Origin of the sequence: Propioniciclava soli (genome assembly GCF_038502305.1) — a bacterium.
GTDB lineage: Bacteria > Actinomycetota > Actinomycetes > Propionibacteriales > Propionibacteriaceae > Propioniciclava > Propioniciclava soli.
On sequence record NZ_CP115965.1, the window covers coordinates 1,706,099 to 1,724,324 of the forward strand.

At 72.1% G+C, this 18,226-nt stretch carries 19 protein-coding genes; 13 read left to right on the top strand and 6 right to left on the bottom strand.

Features of this window, described 5'->3' with window-relative positions; genetic code table 11:
* The 10 genes from PCC79_RS07825 (at position 1) to PCC79_RS07870 (ending at position 9,239) form a co-directional block, all read left to right on the top strand.
* Entirely contained in the window at positions 1-333 is a 333-nt protein-coding gene (locus PCC79_RS07825; protein ID WP_232548012.1) for a small basic family protein, read from the top strand.
* Positions 326-1,057: a DUF881 domain-containing protein gene (locus PCC79_RS07830; RefSeq protein ID WP_342373471.1), complete on the top strand. Its 732-nt coding sequence runs from the start codon at positions 326-328 to the stop codon at positions 1,055-1,057. Before PCC79_RS07825 ends, PCC79_RS07830 begins: the two co-directional genes overlap by 8 nt.
* 149 nt (positions 1,058-1,206) lie before the next feature.
* Entirely contained in the window at positions 1,207-1,587 is a 381-nt protein-coding gene (gene gcvH, locus PCC79_RS07835) for a glycine cleavage system protein GcvH (protein WP_232548010.1), read from the top strand.
* 115 nt (positions 1,588-1,702) lie between these two features.
* Entirely contained in the window at positions 1,703-2,194 is a 492-nt protein-coding gene (locus PCC79_RS07840) for an FHA domain-containing protein (RefSeq protein WP_332836152.1), read from the top strand.
* Positions 2,195-2,914 carry a MerR family transcriptional regulator gene (locus tag PCC79_RS07845; RefSeq protein ID WP_232548009.1) on the top strand — a complete coding sequence of 240 codons (720 nt, stop codon included), beginning with the start codon at positions 2,195-2,197 and terminating at the stop codon, positions 2,912-2,914.
* Between the two features lie 10 nt (positions 2,915-2,924).
* The gene (locus tag PCC79_RS07850) at positions 2,925-3,431 is read left to right on the top strand and encodes a bifunctional nuclease family protein (RefSeq protein WP_342373472.1); all 507 of its coding nucleotides are present in this window, start codon (positions 2,925-2,927) and stop codon (positions 3,429-3,431) included.
* 129 nt (positions 3,432-3,560) lie between these two features.
* A complete protein-coding gene (locus PCC79_RS07855; RefSeq protein WP_232548007.1) occupies positions 3,561-4,148 on the top strand; it encodes a MerR family transcriptional regulator in 588 nt (195 codons plus the stop codon).
* A complete protein-coding gene (gene gcvP / locus PCC79_RS07860) occupies positions 4,148-7,003 on the top strand; it encodes an aminomethyl-transferring glycine dehydrogenase (RefSeq protein WP_342373473.1) in 2,856 nt (951 codons plus the stop codon). Before PCC79_RS07855 ends, gcvP begins: the two co-directional genes overlap by 1 nt.
* A gap of 20 nt (positions 7,004-7,023) precedes the next feature.
* Entirely contained in the window at positions 7,024-8,169 is a 1,146-nt protein-coding gene (locus tag PCC79_RS07865; RefSeq protein WP_342373475.1) for a YihY/virulence factor BrkB family protein, read from the top strand.
* Positions 8,166-9,239 carry a YhjD/YihY/BrkB family envelope integrity protein gene (locus PCC79_RS07870; protein WP_342373476.1) on the top strand — a complete coding sequence of 358 codons (1,074 nt, stop codon included), beginning with the start codon at positions 8,166-8,168 and terminating at the stop codon, positions 9,237-9,239. Before PCC79_RS07865 ends, PCC79_RS07870 begins: the two co-directional genes overlap by 4 nt.
* Positions 9,240-9,283: 44 nt before the next feature.
* Here the strand turns inward: PCC79_RS07870 and PCC79_RS07875 are convergent, their stop codons facing one another.
* Positions 9,284-10,510, bottom strand: coding sequence for a pyrophosphate--fructose-6-phosphate 1-phosphotransferase (locus PCC79_RS07875; protein WP_342373477.1), 1,227 nt, complete (start codon positions 10,508-10,510; stop codon positions 9,284-9,286).
* Between the two features lie 207 nt (positions 10,511-10,717).
* On the opposite strand from PCC79_RS07875, the gene PCC79_RS07880 reads away from it, so the two are divergent.
* Positions 10,718-11,125 carry a hypothetical protein gene (locus tag PCC79_RS07880; RefSeq protein ID WP_342373478.1) on the top strand — a complete coding sequence of 136 codons (408 nt, stop codon included), beginning with the start codon at positions 10,718-10,720 and terminating at the stop codon, positions 11,123-11,125.
* 37 nt (positions 11,126-11,162) lie between these two features.
* On the opposite strand, the gene PCC79_RS07885 is transcribed toward PCC79_RS07880, so the two are convergent.
* Positions 11,163-12,290, bottom strand: coding sequence for a MalY/PatB family protein (locus PCC79_RS07885; protein ID WP_342373479.1), 1,128 nt, complete (start codon positions 12,288-12,290; stop codon positions 11,163-11,165).
* Positions 12,291-12,384: 94 nt separating this feature from the next.
* Between PCC79_RS07885 and PCC79_RS07890 the strand changes: the two genes are divergently transcribed.
* The gene (locus PCC79_RS07890) at positions 12,385-13,008 is read left to right on the top strand and encodes an L-threonylcarbamoyladenylate synthase (protein WP_342373480.1); all 624 of its coding nucleotides are present in this window, start codon (positions 12,385-12,387) and stop codon (positions 13,006-13,008) included.
* A 9-nt stretch (positions 13,009-13,017) separates the two neighbouring features.
* On the opposite strand, the gene PCC79_RS07895 is transcribed toward PCC79_RS07890, so the two are convergent.
* Together PCC79_RS07895 and ppk2 are read right to left on the bottom strand one after the other, a co-directional pair.
* Positions 13,018-14,379, bottom strand: a complete 1,362-nt coding sequence (locus PCC79_RS07895) for a hypothetical protein (protein WP_342373481.1) — start codon at positions 14,377-14,379, stop codon at positions 13,018-13,020.
* A gap of 114 nt (positions 14,380-14,493) precedes the next feature.
* Positions 14,494-15,336: a polyphosphate kinase 2 gene (gene ppk2 / locus PCC79_RS07900; RefSeq protein ID WP_232547998.1), complete on the bottom strand. Its 843-nt coding sequence runs from the start codon at positions 15,334-15,336 to the stop codon at positions 14,494-14,496.
* A gap of 83 nt (positions 15,337-15,419) precedes the next feature.
* Between ppk2 and PCC79_RS07905 the strand changes: the two genes are divergently transcribed.
* Positions 15,420-16,181, top strand: a complete 762-nt coding sequence (locus PCC79_RS07905; protein ID WP_342373482.1) for a type II CAAX endopeptidase family protein — start codon at positions 15,420-15,422, stop codon at positions 16,179-16,181.
* A gap of 4 nt (positions 16,182-16,185) precedes the next feature.
* On the opposite strand, the gene PCC79_RS07910 is transcribed toward PCC79_RS07905, so the two are convergent.
* Together PCC79_RS07910 and PCC79_RS07915 are read right to left on the bottom strand one after the other, a co-directional pair.
* Positions 16,186-17,139, bottom strand: coding sequence for a PAC2 family protein (locus tag PCC79_RS07910; protein WP_232547996.1), 954 nt, complete (start codon positions 17,137-17,139; stop codon positions 16,186-16,188).
* A gap of 102 nt (positions 17,140-17,241) precedes the next feature.
* Entirely contained in the window at positions 17,242-18,150 is a 909-nt protein-coding gene (locus tag PCC79_RS07915; RefSeq protein WP_232547995.1) for a DoxX family protein, read from the bottom strand.
* Positions 18,151-18,226 lie beyond the last annotated feature (76 nt).

The following is an 18,226-nucleotide window of genomic DNA, read 5'->3' on the forward strand; positions in this document are numbered from 1 at the left end:
GTGTACGCGATTCTCGGACTGGTGCTCGGCGTGGCGCTGGGCATCTGGCTGCAGCCGTCGCTGCCGCCCCAGGTGCAGCCCTACCTGCCCATCGCCATCGTGGCGGCGCTGGACGCCGTGTTCGGCGGGTTCCGCTCCTACCTCGACCGGTTGTTCGACGACCGGGTGTTCGTGGTCTCGTTCGTCTCGAACGTGCTCATTGCCGCGCTCATCGTGTGGGTCGGCGACCTGATCGGCGTGGGGGCCCAGCTCTCGACCGCCGTGGTCGTCGTCCTGGGCATCCGCATCTTCACCAACGCCGCGGCGATCCGCCGCAAGTTGTTCCATGCCTGAGGCGCCCGGCCCGGTCACGTGGCGCGAGTTGGGGCGCGACCTGCTCCGCCCCCGCCGCGGCCAGCTCGTCGTGGGTCTGATCCTGTTCGCGTGCGGCTTCGCCCTGACGGTGCAACTGAGCGGCGCCGACGAGCAGCGGTACAGCTCCCTGCGCCAGTCCGAGCTCGTCGCGGTGCTCGACGACGTGACCGCCGAGACCCGGCGGCTGGAGGCCGACATCGCCCAGCTCGAGAACACCCGGGCCCAACTGATCTCCGGCGCGGACGCCAGCGACGTGGCCCGCGACCAGGCCGAGCGGCGCCTCGAGGCGCTGCGCATTCTCGGCGGCACCGTGCCGGTCACCGGCCCCGGCATCCTCGTCGTCATCGACGACCCCCAACGCAAGGTGACCACCGAGATCATGCTCAACACGATCGAGGAGCTGCGGGACGCCGGCGCCGAGGTGATCGAGGTGAACGACCAGGTGCGGCTCGTGGCGTCCAGCTGGGTGGGCACCGCCGACGGCGGGCTGGTGGTGGACGGCGTCCGACTCACCCCGCCCTACCGGATCGAGGCGATCGGCGACCCGCAGACGTTGGCCGAGGCCACCCGGTTCCGCGGCGGCCTGGTCAGCACCATCGAGGGGGAGCGCGTGCAGGGCTCGGTGCGGGTCACCCCGGAGGAGCGGCTCGAGATCGGCTCGGTCGTCACGCCGCACACCCCGCAGTTCGCCCGCCCGGCCTGAGGCGTCCGAGCCGCGCTCCATCGTTTGGCGAACGGGGGGCGGCCCCAGTGGGTTAGGGTGAGCGTGGGACGCGTCCCCTCGGCGGGACACTCCCCGAACGGCAGGGGAGTCCCGCACGTCACCCCCCAGGCACGAACAGGAGTTGCACGGTGAACCCAGAGGACCTTCGCTACACGGACAAGCACGAGTGGGTCCGCGTCGGCAACGCATCGGTGGCCCGGGTGGGCATCACGGCCTACGCCGCGGACGCGCTCGGTGACGTGGTCTACGTCTCGTTGCCCCAGGTGGGCGAGGAGGTGGCCTTCGACGACTCCTGTGCGGAGGTCGAGTCCACCAAGAGCGTGTCGGACGTGTACGCGCCGCTGTCCGGGGTGATCACGGCCGTCAACGAGCAGCTCGCGGACACCCCGGAGACGATCAACGCCGACCCGTACGGCGACGGCTGGCTGTTCGAACTCGAGCTGTCCGACACCGACGAGCTCGACGACCTGCTCGACGCCGACGCCTACGGCGCGCTCACCGACGCCTGAGCCCGGCCCAGGCCCGGTCCCCGAGGTGGGCGGAGAACGGGTAGCCTCGACGTCCCACCGCGCAACGGTGTCCGAGAAGCGACGCGCGAGAAGCGACGGCAACGAAGGAGGAGTGATGGATTCGTGTCACCAGTGCGGCCAGCCGGTCGCGGACGGGGTCAACTTCTGTTCCAACTGCGGCGCGTCGCTGCGCACCAACACCGGCGACACCACCCGCGCGATCCCGGTGGCGTCGCACGACGAGGCCAGCGTCGAGCTGACGGACAGCCACCTCGTCGCCCTGCGTGACGTTGCGCCCGGCTCCGCCGTGCTGGTCGTGGTGCGCGGCCCCAACCAGGGCGCCAAGTTCCTGCTCGACCACGAGGTCGTCACCGCCGGCCGGCACCCGCAGAGCGACATCTTCCTGGACGACGTGACCGTCTCGCGGCACCACGCGAAGGTGAGCGAGCGGGGCGGCCACCGGTGGTTGTCGGACGAGAACAGTCTCAACGGCACCTATGTGAACCGCACCCTCATCGACGGCGAGGTGGCGCTGCGCGGCGGCGATGAGGTGCAGATCGGCAAGTTCCGGCTCGTCTACCTGGTGGCGCCGTCCGGGCGGAACTAGATGCCCCCAGCAACGCGGAGCATCGGGCAGGTCCTCAAGATCCTCAAGGAGGACTTCGAGGACGTCTCCATCAGCAAGATCAGGTTCCTGGAGGGTGAGGGCCTGATCACGCCGGAGCGCGCGCCGTCGGGGTACCGACGCTACTCCGCGGCCGACGTCGACCGGCTGCGCTACATCCTCGACGTGCAGAAGAACCACTACCTGCCACTCAAGGTCATCCGCGAGAACCTCGCGGCCATGGACGCCGGCGAGACCACCCCGGCCCCCCAGGCCCCGGCCCCCGCGGTCGCGCCCCCCGACGACACGGTGCCGGTCACGCCGGATCTCGCCGAGGCCGCGGCGCTGCCGCCGCACCGCATCCCTCCCGCCAAGCGCCCCATCCACATCACCCGCAAGGAGCTGCTCCGCCTCTCGGGGCTGTCCGAACCGGATCTGGCCGAGCTGGAGCGGCTCGCCCTCGTCGTGCCCCGGCGCGGCACGGTGTACTTCGGCCGGGACGCCCTCACCGTCGCGGTCGTCGCCCGCAAGCTCGGCCCCTACGGCATGGACGCCCGTCACCTGCGTGCCATCAAGCAGGCCGCCGAACGCGAGGCGTCCCTCATCGACCAGGCCGTCGCGCCGCTGGCTCGCCGCGGTGCCCCTTCGCGCAAGGCGGTGGCCGAGGTCATGCAGCTCATCCTCCACGCCCACGCTGCGCTGTTGCGCAACTCCATCGGCTAGGCGGACGACGGTGATCGCGCTGCAGTTCGTCGAGGTCCGGGTCACGGGGGTCGCCGACGAACCCTTGCTGCTGCTCAAGGAGACCGACGGGGTTCGCGTCCTGCCCGTGTGGACGACCGCCGTGGGCGCCAACGCCGTGCTGTCGGCGCTGGAAACCCCCGGTGACGAGCACCACCCGGGCACGCACGACCTGGTGCTGGACGCGCTCGCCGCCCTGGGTGGCGTCATCGACGAGGTGCGGGTCGTCGGTTACGCCGACGGGGTGTTCGACGCGGAGGTGGTCGTGGGCGGCACCCCGGTGCCGGCGCGCGTCAGCGACGCCGTGGCCCTGGCCCTGCGCGGCGGGGCGCCGCTGCTGGCACAGGAGGCGGTGATGGACGCGGCAGCCGTGGGCGGGCGCGCCGCCACCGGCCCCGACCTGCTGGGCGGCACCGACGCGCAGATGGAACGCTTCCGCGCCTTCCTCGACTCGATCAACCCCGACGACTTCGACACCGGCCCCGCCGCGCAACCCTGAGGTCGCGGTGGAGGGTTCGGCCCGCGCCCGGCGCTGGCGCGGCGTGTCGGGAGGGCCACGCGACGGGGCCGACTACCGTCATACTGGTCGTACGGGGAAACACGAAGCACAGGGGAAGTCGAGGAGGCCATGGTGAACGCACCGGAACCGCAGGTCCCGAGCCTGGTGGGGTTGCAGGACACGCTCTTCGAGGGTGACTTCGCTCCGCTGCCGGAGGACATCGGTTTCCGCGGGCCGGTCGCCTGCAGCGCCGCCGGCATCACGTACCGGCAGCTCGACTACTGGGCGCGCACCGGTCTCGTGACGCCGGAGGTGCGCACCGCCGGCGGGTCGGGCACCCAGCGGCTCTACAGCTTCCGCGACATCCTGCTGCTCAAGATCGTCAAGCGACTCCTCGACGCGGGCATCGCCCTCAACCAGATCCGGATCGCCATCGAGCACCTGCGGGCACGCGGCGTCGACGACCTGACGGCCGTCACCCTGATGAGCGACGGGGTGTCGGTCTACGAGGCGATCTCCGACGAGGAGGTCATCGACCTGGTCCGCGGTGGTCAGGGCATCTTCGCCATCGCCCTCGGCCGCGTGTGGCACGACCTCGAGGGCAGCCTGGCTTCGCTGCCGTCGGAGCGCCAGCAGGCACCCGCCGAGGATCCGATCGACGCGGTCGCCGCGTCCGACGAACTCGCGGCCCGCCGCCGGTCGCGGCACGCCGGCTGATGGGCGCGCCCGCCTTCGTCCAGCGCCACCTCGGGCCGGACGCCGCGGACCGCGCGCGCATGCTGCAGGTTCTCGACGTCGGCTCGCTGGAGGAACTCGTCGACGCCGCCGTGCCCGCCGAGATCCGCATGACCGAGCCGCTCGCCCTGCCGGCGGCGCTCAGCGAGGACGCGGTGCAGGCCGAGCTCGCCGCGCTGGCCGCGCTGAACGTGCCCGGCCGCGCCATGATCGGTCTCGGCTACCACGGCACCCTCACCCCGCCGGTCATCCGTCGCGGGGTGCTGGAGAACCCGGCGTGGTACACCGCCTACACGCCCTACCAGCCGGAGATCAGTCAGGGCCGGCTCGAGATGCTGCTGACGTTCCAGACGATGGTGGCCGATCTCACCGGGCTGGCGACGGCCGGCTCGTCCCTGCTGGACGAGGCCACCGCGGTGGCCGAGGCGGTCGGCGTGGCCCGCCGCCAGGTGCGCAAGGGCTCCGTGGTGCTCGTCGACGGCGGCATCCTGCCGCAGTCGCTCGCCGTCCTGCAGACCCGCGCCCTCGCCCAGGACATCACGGTGGTCTCCACCGACGACCTCGTGTCCGGCCTCCAGCGCCACGAGGCGTTCGCCGTCGTGGTGCAGACGCCGGCGTCCGACGGCTCCCTGCGCAGCGTGGAGGAACTCACCCTCATCGCCGCCAAGGCTCACGAGAACGGCGCCCAGGTGATCGCGGCCGCCGACCTGCTCGCCCTCACCCTGCTGCCCGCGCCGGGGGAGTGGGGCGCCGACATCGCGGTGGGCAGCACCCAGCGCTTCGGCGTCCCGCTGTTCTACGGCGGGCCCCACGCGGGGTACATCGCCGTGCGCGCGGGCATGGAGCGCCAGCTGCCCGGCCGGCTGGTCGGCGTGAGTCAGGACCGGCTGGGGACGCCGGCGTTCCGGCTGGCACTGCAGACCCGCGAGCAGCACATCCGCCGCGAGAAGGCGACCTCCAACATCTGCACCGCGCAGGTGCTGTTGGCCGTGACCGCCGCGGCCTACGCCGTGTACCACGGGCCGGACGGTCTGCGGGCCATCGCCGAGCAGATCGCGCGGAACGCGCGTCGGCTGGCCGCCGCGGTCATCGCGGCCGGGTTCGAGCTCACGTCCGACACCTTCTTCGACACCATCGGCGTCCGCGCGGAGGGTGACGCCGCAGCGATCGTCGCCCGCGCGCGGACGCGCGGCGTCCACCTGCGGCAGGTCTCACCGGACACGGTCGGCGTGAGCGTGGGCGAGGACGCCACGGAGGCCGACCTGGCGGCCGTCGCCGAGGATTTCGGCGCGACCCTCGGGGCCGAGGAGGCGGGCGCGACGGGCCAGCCTGAGCGCGCCACCGCGTATCTCACCCACCCCGTGTTCCACTCCTACCGCAGTGAGACGGCGATGATGCGGTACCTGCGCGCCCTGGCCGACCGCGACTTCGCCCTCGACCGGGGCATGATCCCGCTCGGTTCGTGCACGATGAAGCTCAATCCTGCGGCGGCGATGGAACCGATCAGCTACCCCGGTTTCGCCAACCTGCACCCGTTCGTGCCGGCGGCCGACGCGCGCGGTTACGCCGCGCTGATCCACCGGCTCGAGGAGCAGCTCGTCGCCGTCACCGGCTACGACCGGGTGAGCCTGCAGCCCAATGCGGGCAGCCAGGGGGAGTTCGCCGGGTTGATGGCGGTGCGGGCGTACCACCGCTCCCGGGGCGAACAGCACCGGACGGTGTGCCTCATCCCGGCCTCGGCGCACGGCACGAATGCCGCCTCGGCCGCGATGGCCGGCATGGACGTGGTCGTCGTCAAGACCGCCCCCGACGGCTCGATCGACCCCGACGACCTGGCGGCCAAGGTCGCCCGGCACGCCGACGAGCTGGCCGTGATCATGATCACCTACCCCTCGACCCACGGGGTCTACGAGGCCCGGGTCGCTGATCTGTGTGCGTTGGTCCACGACGCCGGCGGGCAGGTCTACGTCGACGGGGCGAACCTCAACGCCCTCATGGGCCTCGCCCAGCCGGGCCGCTTCGGCGCCGACGTGAGCCACCTGAACCTGCACAAGACATTCGCCATCCCGCACGGCGGCGGCGGCCCGGGCGTGGGGCCGGTCGCGGTGCGCGACCACCTCGCGCCCTTCCTGCCGGGCCACCCCGTCGTCCCGGACGCGGGCCCGGCCGGCTCCGCCGCCGTGATCGCCGCGGCGCCCTGGGGTTCGGCGGGCATCCTGCCGATCTCGTACGCGTTCATCGCGCTGTTGGGCCCCGACCTGCGCCTGGCGTCCGAGACCGCCGTGCTCAGCGCCAACTACCTCGCCCGCCGGCTGTCGGAGCGCTACCCGATCCTCTACACGGGCGAGAGCGGCTTCGTGGCCCACGAGTGCATCGTCGACCTCCGGCCGATGACCAAGGCGACCGGCATCACGGTGGACGACGTGGCCAAGCGCCTGATCGACCACGGCTTCCACGCCCCGACGATGAGCTTCCCGGTGGCCGGGACCCTGATGGTCGAGCCGACCGAGTCGGAATCGCTGGCCGAGCTCGACCGCTTTGTCACCGCCATGCTCGCGATCGCCGACGAGGCGCAGGCCGTGGCGTCCGGGCAGTGGCCGGCCGACGACAATCCTCTCGTCAACGCCCCGCACACGTTGGCGGAGGTCTCCGGCGACACGTGGGAGCACCCCTACCCGCGCAGCCTCGCGGCGTTCCCGGCCGGCGACGTGCGTGGTGCTGTCTCCGCGGGCGCCGTGGAGAAGTACTTCCCGGCGGTGGCCCGGATCGACCAGGCCTTCGGCGACCGCAACCTCGTGTGCTCGTGCCCCCCCATCGAGGCGTACGCCTCCTCCTGACGCGCTGAGGAGGTGGACCCATGGGCTGGGTGCAGCGGCTGCTCGCCCGGCCGGTCGTCGCGCACTGGGTGCGGGCGATCGACCGGTATCTGCTGCGCATGGGCTTCGCGCTCGCGGCCGGGCTGACCTTCTACCTGGCTCTCGCGATCGTGCCGGTGCTCATGGTGACGTTCGGCACCTTCGGCTTCGTGGTGACCACCTGGTTCCCGTTCCTGGTGGACGACGCCCGCGCCGCCATCGCGGCCACGTTCGCCGCGCAGCCCGCACTGGGTGACACGGTCACCGGAGTGATCGAGGACGCCTTCGACACCTGGCAGACCGTCATCCTCGTGGGCCTGCCGGCGTCCCTGGTGTTCGGGACGTGGTGGATCACCCGGACGCGGATGGCCGTCCGCGTCATGCTGCGGCGTGACTACGCCCTGCCCCGCGGCGCCGGGCTACGGTTGCGCCGCCTCGCCCACAACATCGGGCTGTTGTTCGCCGTGGAGGCGCTGCTCGTCGCCCTGGTGGTGCTGACGGCCGTGGCCACCGGGGCACGCGACCTCGTCCGGGGCTGGCTGCAGCTGGGAGCGACCCCCGCGGCCGACTGGCTGCTCTCCCTGGTGCCGCTCGCGGGCACGCTGCTCATCGCGTTCCTGCTGTTCGTGCTGATCTTCCTCGGTTTCCCGAGCCCGCGGCTGCCGTGGCGCGACGTCCTGAGCGCGGGCGCGCTGGGCGGGGTCGCGCTCACCGCCCTGCAGTTCCTCACCGGCTGGTTGCTGTCGGTCTTCGGCAACAATCCCGCGGCCGGCGTGTTCGGCTCGGTCATCGTGCTGATGCTGTACGTCAACGTGATCGGCATCATCCTCCTCGTCGTCGCGGCGTGGGTCGGCACCATCGACCGACCGGACGCCACCTCCCGCTCCGTCGAGCTCGCCGAGGAGTTGCTGCGCAGCGCGCCGCAGGCGTGGGCGATGCAGGCCATCGCCGCGCGGATCGGCGCCCCCAGCCCCGCCGCAGCGACTCCGGCCCCCCGCGTGGGAACGGCGGGGGAGGCCGCGGCGGGTGTCGCCGTCGGTGTGCTCGGCTGGGGGGCGCTGACCGGTGCGGCGGCGGTGGTGGCGAGCGGCGTCCACGCCGTGCGGTCCGCCCGGGAGCGGCCCCGACGGTCGGGGAGACGGCGATGAGCCCGCGTCACCCGGCGGTGGCGCACCTGGTGCGGGCGCTGCGGCGGTTCTCCGACCGGCTGGGCGGCCCGTTCGCCGCGGCCATCACGTACTTCTCGGTGTTGAGCCTGACCCCGATCCTCATGGTCGCGTTCGCCGCTCTCGGCTTCACCCTCACCCGCTTCTTCCCCGACGTGCTCGAGCTCGCCAAGAGCGCGATCGTCGACGCGGTGGCGGCCGATCCGACCCTGGGGGCCCAGCTGTCGGCGCTGGTCGACGGGGCGTTCACGCGGTGGCAGGTCGTCGGTGTGGTCGGCCTGCTCTCCGCGCTGTGGTCGGGCCACGTGTGGGTGCACAACCTGCGCATGGGCGTCCGCGCGCAGTTCCGCAGCGCGCTCGACGACATCTCGGCCGAGCCCAACCCCGTGGTGGGCATTGCGCAGAACATCGCCGTCCTCTTCGGCTTGCTGCTCCTGCTGGGGGTGGCCGGCGCGCTGTCCGCCGTCGCGACCGCCGCCCGCGGCCTGATCGCCGACCTGCTCGCGCTGCCCGACACGGCGCTGGTGGCGTGGCTGCTCTCCCTGCTCCCGCTCGTGGCGAACCTCGTGCTCGGTTTCGCGCTGTTCGCGTTCCTGCTCCGATTCCTGCCCGTGGGGCGGCTCGACACCCGTCGGCTGCTGCAGGCCGCCGCGATGGGCGCGGTGGGGATGGCGGCCCTGCAGTTCTCCACCGGCGCCCTGTTCGGCACCCTGGCGGCCAACCCTGTCACCGCGGCCTTCGGGTCGGTCATCGTCCTGATGGGCTTCTTCAACCTCTTCGCCCGCCTCGTGGTGTTCGTGGCGGCGTGGGTGGCGACGGCCGACGCGCCGGCCCTCGCCCGGCAGCTGCCCGTCCGCGCCGCGCCTTTGGACACTCCGACCGACTACGCCACCAAGCTCGTCCGGGCCCGCCTGGCCGGGGCCGGCGAGGCGCAGCTGCCCGCGCCGGACGAGCCGGCGCGGGCAGCTGGGTTGGGTGTGGGCGCCGCGTGGGGCACCGCGCTGGCGGGGCTGGTCACCCTGGCGGCGGCGCTTCGACGGCGTGGGCGCTGACGCGGGGGCCGGCGCCCGCGCGGGGGCGGACGCCGGCGTCCGGCTCAGTGCTCCGCGGGAGCGGCGGCCACCGGCGCCGGCTGGCCGATGGCGGCCAGCATCTCGACGAACCAGGGCTCGGTGATGTCGAACGGCTTGCCGCCCTTGATGCGGTCGAACGCGATGACCGACAGCGTGTCGCCGTTCTCCTCGTCGTGGCCGATGACGCCGGGCTCCTCGCGCAGTGCGGCGTCCACCGCCAGCTCGACCATCGTGTCGATGAGCTCGAGGTCGTAGGCGTTCGAGGCCGCCGAACGGCTGTAGTAGCCCGACTTCTGCACCAGCACCTTCTCGGCGTTCAGCTTCGCGGCGAACTGCTCGGCGAACCAGGCGCCCGGGTTGATCTCGTCGAGCCGGACGTGACCGAACGCGTCGCGCGGCACCTCCTCGCCGGCGGCCTCCATTTCGGCGATGATGCTCTCGACGCCGGCGCCCTCGGAGAGGAAGATGGTGACGTTGCCGACCTCGTCCATCACCTTGTTGAGCAGTTCGGCCTCCTCGGCGATGTCGATCTCCGCCTCGGGCACGAAGACCGCGTGGACGTCCCAGGCCTCCTTGCTCAGGCCGAGCTCCGGCAGCCACTGCTGGCTCTCCAGCCACTCGCGGTACTTGCGGGCGGTGGCCGCGGTCAGCCAGCCGCAGTTGCGGCCCATCACCTCGTGCACGATGAGCGTGCGGTTGGACGCGTTGTGCTCGGCCAGCACGTTCCTCGCGAAGCGTGCCCCCATCTCGGCCGCCGTGTCGGCGCCCAGGCTCTGCTTGATCGGAACCACGTCGTTGTCGATGGTCTTGGGCAGGCCCACCACGGTGAGCTCGTAGTCGTGCTCGTGCAGGTAGTGCGCCAGATCGGCCGCGGTGGTGTTGGTGTCGTCGCCGCCGATCGTGTGCAGGATGGTCACGCCGTCCTCGATCAGACGGTCGGCGGCGAACTTCAGCGAGTCCACGCCCTCCTCGATCAGGCCGCGCTTCACCAGATCCTTGGTGTTGGTCAGCTTCACGCGGCTGTTGCCGATGGGGGAGCCGCCGAAGTTGCGCAGCACGTCCGCGTTGGCGCGCACCTCGTCGGTCACGGTGAAGTGGTCGCCGCGCAGCAGGCCCTGGTAGCCGAGCTTGTAGGCGATGATCTCCACGTCGGGGGCGAGTTCGGTGTACCGCTTGATCAGTCCGCCGACCGCGGTCGACAGGCACGGGGCGAAGCCACCGGCGGTGAGCAGGGCGACCTTCTTCGTCATCTTGGGAGAACCTCTCGTCGAACTGGGGTCCGTGCGTGCGCACGGGTGGTGTGGACCGTTCCCCAGCCTACGGCGATCCGGACGCCGCCGCTGGCGGTTGCCCTGCCTGTGGATGGCGAGCGACGCCGCGCCCGCACCCCGGCCCCGGCGTGGCAGAATCGCCGTGCGGGCCCGCAACGGGCCCGGGGGGAAACGGGGGGACCGACCATGACTGCTCAGTCCGGGCGGAGGGACGCCGAGCGCGGTCACGCCCTGTCGAGCTTCGTGTCGGTCGTCGTCGTCGCCCTCATTCTGGTCGCCGGGCTCGTCGTCGACGGCGGGGCGAAGGCCAACGCGGCCCGCGCCGCCGAGTCCGGCGCGGCCCAGGCGGCGCGGGCGGCCGTGGACGCCGGGGCCACCGCTCGCGCCGGGGGAGCGGGGAACGGCGTCGAGGCGGCCCGCGCCGCCGCCGAACAGGAGCTGGCCGAGCGGGGCCTGGCCGGCACGGTCAGCATCCGGGACGGGCGCGTCCGCGTGGAGACCTCGACGTCGGCGCCCACGGTGTTCCTCAGCCTGATCGGCGTCGACGTGCTGGCGGCGTCCGGGTCGGCCGAAGCCGAGCTGCGCACGCCCTGACGCCCTGCGCGTCCGCGAGCACCCCCGCAGCGCGGAGTCAGGACAGGCTGGCCGCCATCCGCCGCACGCCTTCGGTGAGCATCTCCTCCGACGCCGCCAGGTTCATGCGCACGAACTGGCCGTAGGCCGGCCCGAAGTCCTCGCCGGCGTTCAGCGCGACCTTCCCGTGGGTCAGGAAGTGGTTGCGCGGGTGCGACAGGCCGAGTGCCGAGCAGTCGAGCCAGGCGAGATAGGTCGCCGGGCCGGGGACGTGGCGCACCTGCGGCAGGTGCTCGGCGAGGAGGTCGACCAGCAGCCGCTTGCGGGCGGCCACCTCGACCATCAGGTCGTCGACCCACCCCTGGGCGTGGGTGAGGGCCGCGGTGTGCGCGATCGTGGCCAGGTGCCCGGTGGACTGGTTGGCCAGGGGCGGCGCCTGAGCGAACACCTCCTCGGCCTGCGTGCCGCGGATCATGACGCCGCCCTTCAGCGCGGCGAGGTTCCAACCCTTGCCCGCCGAGAACGTCACCACGGCGTTCTGCGCCTGCGGCAGCGACAGGATCGGCACGAACGTCTGCCCGGGGTCGGTGAGCGGGGCGTGGATCTCGTCCACGATCAGCGTGACGCCGCGCTCGCCGCACAACTGCGCGAGCGCCGTCAGCTCCTCGGCGGTGTGGAGCGTGCCGGTCGGGTTGTGGGGGGAGCACAGCAGGTAGGCGGTCGGCCGGTCGGGCCCGTCGAGGGCGGCCTCGATGGCGGGCAGGTCGAGGCGGGCGTCCGCGGTCAGGGCCACCTCGGTGAGGTGACGCCGGTACCCGGTGACGACCTGCCAGAACGGGGGGTACACCGGGGGGTTGATGACGACGTGGTCGCCCTCGGCGGTCGAGCCCACGAGCAGCGCGAGCATGGTGTTCATCACGTCGCCGGAGCGCCGGATCTGCGCCGGCTCAGGACGCCAGCCCCACCGGTGCTCTGCCATGGCGGCGTAGGCCTCGGCGTACGCGGTGCCGTGCGGGTAGCCCGTGTCACCGCGGCGGATCGCCTCGGTCAGGGCGTCCACGACGGCCGGGTGCTGGTGGACGTCCATCTCCGCCACCCACATCGGCAACACGTCGGGCTCGAACGTGCGCCACTTCAGCGACGTCCGTTCGCGGAGTTCGGCCTCGGTCAGGGTGAGCAGCGCCATGCCCGGCATTCTTCCACGACCGGCGGGGTGCATCTTTGGCGCCCAGGCAGGCAGCGCCGCCGCGCCGTGGCCCGACCGTCGTAGGCTGACGGCCATGGCCCGCTACTTCGACGTGCACCCCGACAACCCGCAGCCGCGTGCGCTGACCCAGGTGGTCGCCATCCTGCGCGACGGAGGTCTCGTGGCCTACCCGACCGACTCGGGCTTCGCGCTCGGCTGCGTGCTCGGCAACCGGGACGGTCTCGACCGCATCCGCGCCATCCGTGACCTGGACCGGCACCACCACTTCACCCTGGTGTGCAGCACGTTCGCCCAGCTGGGCCAGTACGTCGAGATGGGCAACGACACGTTCCGCCTGCTGCGGGCGTACACGCCGGGGCCGTACACGTTCATTCTGAGGGCGACGCGGGAGGCTCCGAAGGCGATGCTGCAGGAGAAGCGGCGCACGGTGGGCGTCCGCATCCCCGAGCACGTCACCGCGCGGGCACTGCTGGACGCCCTGGGCGAGCCACTCATGTCGAGCAGCCTGATCCTGCCCGGGTCCGAGGACGCCGCCACCGACGGGTGGTCGGTCAACGACGAACTCGGCCACGCGCTCGACGCGGTGCTCGACTCCGGTGACGCCGGCCTGGGGCCGACGACGGTGGTGGACCTCACCGGGGACGCTGCCGAGGTGGTCCGGGTGGGGGTCGGCGACCCGGAACCCTTCGCGACCTGACCGGCGGGGTCAGAACCGCATCGGGTTGTAGCCCTGCTCGGCCATCGCGTACCAGGCCGTGGCGCCGACGTGCTGCACGCCGAAGTAGCCGAAGCCGAACCCGGAGTCGATCACGCTGGACGCCGCGACGACCCCGCCGCTGACCGGCTGCCCCCCGACGTGCTGGCCGAGGCCGAGGGATGTCTGGGCCACCCGCAGGTTGTCGAGCAGGGTGCGGGAGGTCTGCCGGTGTCGGTTGCCCGCCCGCGTGCGGGTGGCCAGGGCGAGCTGGGCGGACCCCTCGAACCACACGCCGTGCGGGTTGACCTGGATGCCGTTGTAGGACGCGGTGGAGCGCAGGCTGGCATCGGAGAAGGTCACGCCCGAGAGGCTGAGGCCATCCGGCAGCTGACTGTGTTCCTGCTCGGGGGAGTCGGTCGTCCCCAGCGCGTCGGTGGCCCAGCCGAGCGCATCGACGTAGCGGGGCTCGAGCAGGGTGAGCCAGCTCCACGTCTGCGGGTCGAGGGGGAGGACCGCGGTGTTGACCGTGGCGCCGTCGTTGGTGCCGGTGTAGAAGTACTGACCGGACCACATCTGGTCCACGAAGGCCCGTGCCCGCTCGGCCTGGCTGGCCCAGTCGCCCTGCTTGTCGATGCGCTGCAGCAGGGTGAAGAACGCCACGCAGTCGATGTTGTGCTCGGTGGATGCGTTGGTCTGGCGCTCGTTGCCGCCGTTCACGCCGAACGTGAAGCCGCCGAGGGCTCGCTCGTTGGTGGCGTTCTCCACGATCCACGTGGCGATGCGACGCGCGGCGTCGCGATAGCGGGCATCGCCGGTGGTGGCATACAGCCGGACGAGCGCGATGCCCGGCCAGGCCATGTCGCCGACCGCCGTGCCCAGGAAGCCGAACTGCCACCCGATGTTGGCGGTGCCGTCCGGCAGACGCAGCCCGTGCGGGTTCGGCGTCCCGTCGTAGAACGTGTAGGGGCCGACGTTGTAGCCCTGGCGCAACCGCCCGTCGGCGTGGGTCGGATCGTTGGCCTGGGCGAACACCAGGCCGTCGCCGATCGTGCGGGCGAGCCGGAAGTCGCCGACCGCCAGCGCGGCGCACACCGCCAGGGCGGCGTCGTAGACGAAGGCGGTGGAGAAGAGCCCGAGCTCATCGGCGTAGCTCTGGGGCAGGGTGGGGTTGCCGGCCTGGGGGTACGCGTCCGTCATGCGGCGGAGAAAGCCGCGCGCGGCGAGCACGCCCTCGCGCGCCTGCGGCTGGACGGCGGCGCGCGGGGACTGGCTGGCGGCGACGGCGGGCAGTGCCGGCACCAGGGTGCCGGCGGCGGCCAGGCCGCCGAGGGCGAGGGCGTGGCGGCGGGACAGGGGGAGGGAGGAAGACACCATGAACTCCTTTGTCGCGGTCTGGAAGCCACACTCTAGTGACCATGAGAGCGCTCTCACCAGACCCGGCGGGAAAATCGTGCGGGCAACCGGAAAGGCCCGGGTCGGGGGCCCTCAGTCGTCCTCGGGGTCGTCGTAGGAGGACGGCAGCTGCTCCTCGGTGAGGCTCTGCGCGTGGTGGGGCACCTCGAGCAGCAGGCTGCGGTCGGTGCGGACGTACCCGGTGCTCGGCGGACGCTCCGGCAGCTTCAGCGTGGGTCGTTCGACGTGGCTGTACGGGATCGAGTCGAGCAGGTGGTGGATCATGTTGAGCCGCGCGCTGCGCTTGTCCTCCGCCTCGACGACGTTCCACCGGGCGGGCTCGACATCGGTGTGCACGAACATCTCGTCCTTGGCGCGGCTGTAGTCCTCCCAGCGGGTGAGCGACTCGACGTCGGTGGGGGAGAGCTTCCAGCGCCGCATCGGGTCGTCCAGGCGGGAGCGGAAGCGCCGCTCCTGCTCGGCGTCGGAAACGCTGAACCAGTACTTGCGCAGCATGATCCCGTCGTCGATGAGCATGCGTTCGAAGATCGGGCACTGGCGCAGGAAGCGGATGTGCTCCGCCGCCGTGCAGTACCCCATCACCTTCTCGACACCGGCGCGGTTGTACCAGGAGCGGTCGAACAGCCGGATCTCCCCGGCGGCGGGCAGGTGCTCCACGTAGCGCTGGAAGTACCACTGCGTCCGCTGCCGTTCGGTGGGCGACGGCAGCGCGACGACGGAGGCGACGCGGGGGTTCAGGAACTCGGTGATCCGTTTGATCGCGCCGCCCTTGCCCGCGGCGTCCCGGCCCTCGAACAACACGACGATCCGTGCCCCGGACTGCTTCACCCACTCCTGCATCTCGACGAGTTCGCGCTGCAGGCGCGACAGCTCGGCCTCGTAGATCTTCTTGCCCAGCTTCGGAGTCTTGGCCATGGTTCATCCTGCCAGAGCGCACGCAACGCCCCGGGTCCCTTTTCCGGATGCATCTTGTTTCGATATCCGCAAGTGGTTACGTTGTGCTCATTAGTTTCCACGAGGTCCCGGGCAACCCCTCGCCCGTCGCGCCACCCCCCGCGCTCCCCCTACCGGCCGTCCTGGGCGTCCTCGCCCTGCGGCCCGTCCTCCTGGCCGTCAGCTGGCTGGTGCTCCTGCTCGCGGTCGGTGCCGCCGCCCTGCCGGGTGCGCTGCTGTGGCAGAACGTCGTCATCGTCGCGGTCGACCTCGTGTCGATCGCCGTGGTCGTGGCCCTGCTCCACCGTCACGGGCGCCGCGCGCGCGATCTCATCGCGCTGCGCGCCTCCGACTGGTGGCGCGCCCCGCTGACGTTCCTCATCGTGATGGTCGGCTTCGTGGCGGCCAGCTACGTGGGCAACCTCGTCGCCTACGCCGGCCCCCCGCCGGCCGACACCGAGGGTGGCTTCACGGTGCCGCTGTGGCTCGGCGTGTGGTCGCTGGCGCTGATGCCGCTGACCATCGGCGTGGCGGAGGAACTCGTGTACCGGGGCATCGGCCAAGGTGAGCTGACGCGCCGCTGGGGCCGGTGGGCCGGCTGGCTCGTCGCCGCCGCGTTCTTCGGTGTGCAGCACTTCTTCCTGACCCCACCCGATCCGCAGGCCTGGCTGGCCCGCTTCGTCACGACGTTCCTCGCCGGCCTCCTGTTCGGCGCCCTCTACTGGTGGCACCGCCGCCTGGCGCCCCTCATCATCGCCCACGTGCTGCTCGACGTGGTCGGGCTGGGCCTTCCGATGCTGTACGTCGCGCTGGCCGCCGGCGCCTGACCAGTCAGCCCGCCGTGTCGTCCTCGCTGGTGGGGTCGTCATCGCCGGGCTCGCCCAGGCCGGCCAGGAAGTCCTCGAACTTCGCGCCGATCTCCTCGGCGGTGGGAATCTCGTGGGCCCCGGGCAGCTCCTGCCCGGCCGGGGGCGCCGGGTTGAGCTTCTCGGTGAACGCGTCGAACTGGTGCTCCATCGCCTCGACCATCGCGGTCAGCTCCTCGCTCTGCGTGACCTGCGCGTCGATCTGTTGCCGCACGAGGGCGGACGCCAGGTCGAGCCCGTCGGCGGGCAGGCGCAACGAGGTGGCGTCCTGCAGCGCCTGGAGCACGGCCGCGGCCGCGGGCGGGAAGTCGTTGTCGGCGATGTAGTGGGGCACGTGGGCGAGCAGCCCGAGCACGGGGTGGCCCGCCTCACCCAGGCGCAGCGTCAGCACACCGGTGAAGGATGCGCTCAGGGTGAACGTGCCCAGGACGGGTTCGGTCGACACCAGCGCCGGGTCGCTCGCGTACTGCGTCACCACCACCGGGCGGGTGTGCGGGGCGGGCGCGGGCATGGTCTGCACCAGCACCGTGTGCTGCACGTCCAACTGGTCGACGAGGTGGTTCACCGCCGCGGCCATTCGCTCCCATTGCAACGACGGCTCGGGGCCGTTCAGCAGCAGGAAGTCGCGGCCGTCGGTGTCGGAGACCAGGTGCAGCGCGATCCGGTGCGGCGCGTAATCACTGAAGTGGTTCTTGTCGAACGTGATCGAGGGTCGGCGCGCCGCGTAGTCCATGAGCTGGTCGGCGTCGAAGGTGCCCAGCAGCCGGTTGGGCAGGTGCTGGAGCAGCTGCTCGTCGGTCTGCCGCTGGGTGTGCCCGGCGTCGGTGTAGCTGCCGAGGGTGACGATCATCGTGTCGGCGTGCACGGCACGCTGGTCGACGTGGGGCTCCCAGGCGAACAGGGTGGTCGGGTCGAGCATCTCGGGTTCCTCCTTCCCGAGCATCGTGCACGGGTCACCCGGGTCAACGCCGGGTGGGGGCTGTGCATTCCCTCGTGACCCGCCGTCTCCGGGGCCGATGCGTCAGCGAGCGGCCTTGGCGACCCGCTTGTCGGCGGTCCGCTCGCGGCGTCCGGTGGTGAGCCCATGGTCAACGGAGAACCGGCCCGCACCGGTGAAGAACAGCGGCAGGGCCAGCGCCGCGTACGCGAGCGCCGCCTCCCCGGAGAGCCCCCCGGTGGCCGGGTTCAGCACCGGCTCGGAGGCCAGCACCCAGAAGGCGTACACCGCACCCATCATGACCGCCTGCAGCAGCGCGCTCAGGCGCGTCATGGCGCCCACGGCGATCATGAGCGGCAGCAGGATCTGGCCCGCGACGATGGCGACCCCGATGATCTCGGGGGCCAGCGCGCCGATCGCGTTGCCCCGCAACGCCCCGGCGAACCCGCCGAAGTCCACCAGCTTGTGGATGCCGTGCAGCACCAGCGGGAGAGACAACAAGCGCAGGAGCAGCAAGCCGAAGTCCGTGCTCGGCTTGTTGTGGAGCCGCGCCATCTGCCAGCGCCAGGTGTCGCTGTCGTGCGGGTCGGTGTCGTCGGCGGCGGACGCCCCGGCGAGCCCGATCCCCGGGGTCGCGTAGGGCGCCGCGCCGGCGTCCGGGCCCCACGCCTGGGGTGCCGGCACCGCCACCGGTTCGCGCCGCGGCTGGAGCGGGTTCGCCGCAGGCTCGTCGTAGGTGGGCAGCTCGCGGGTCCGGTGCGCGTCGGACCAGTCGTCGTGGGGGACGACCGGAGGTTGCGTCGGCAGCTGCTGGGTCCGGTCGAAGTCGTAGGCCCGGGCACCGGAGAAGTCCTGCGTGCGGTCGGCGTCGGGGGAGTCGTGACGGGAGAAGTCCCGCGTCCGCTCCGCATCGGTGGTGTCGGGGCGCGCCGCGAACTCCTGCGTGCGCTCGGCGTCGTCCCCGCCGTCCCAGGGGCGGTCTGATGGCGTCATGGCTCCTCCTCGTGACGCTCCCACCCTAGAACAGCCGGACGCCGACGGCGCGGCCACCGCGCCGCCGCGGGGGCAG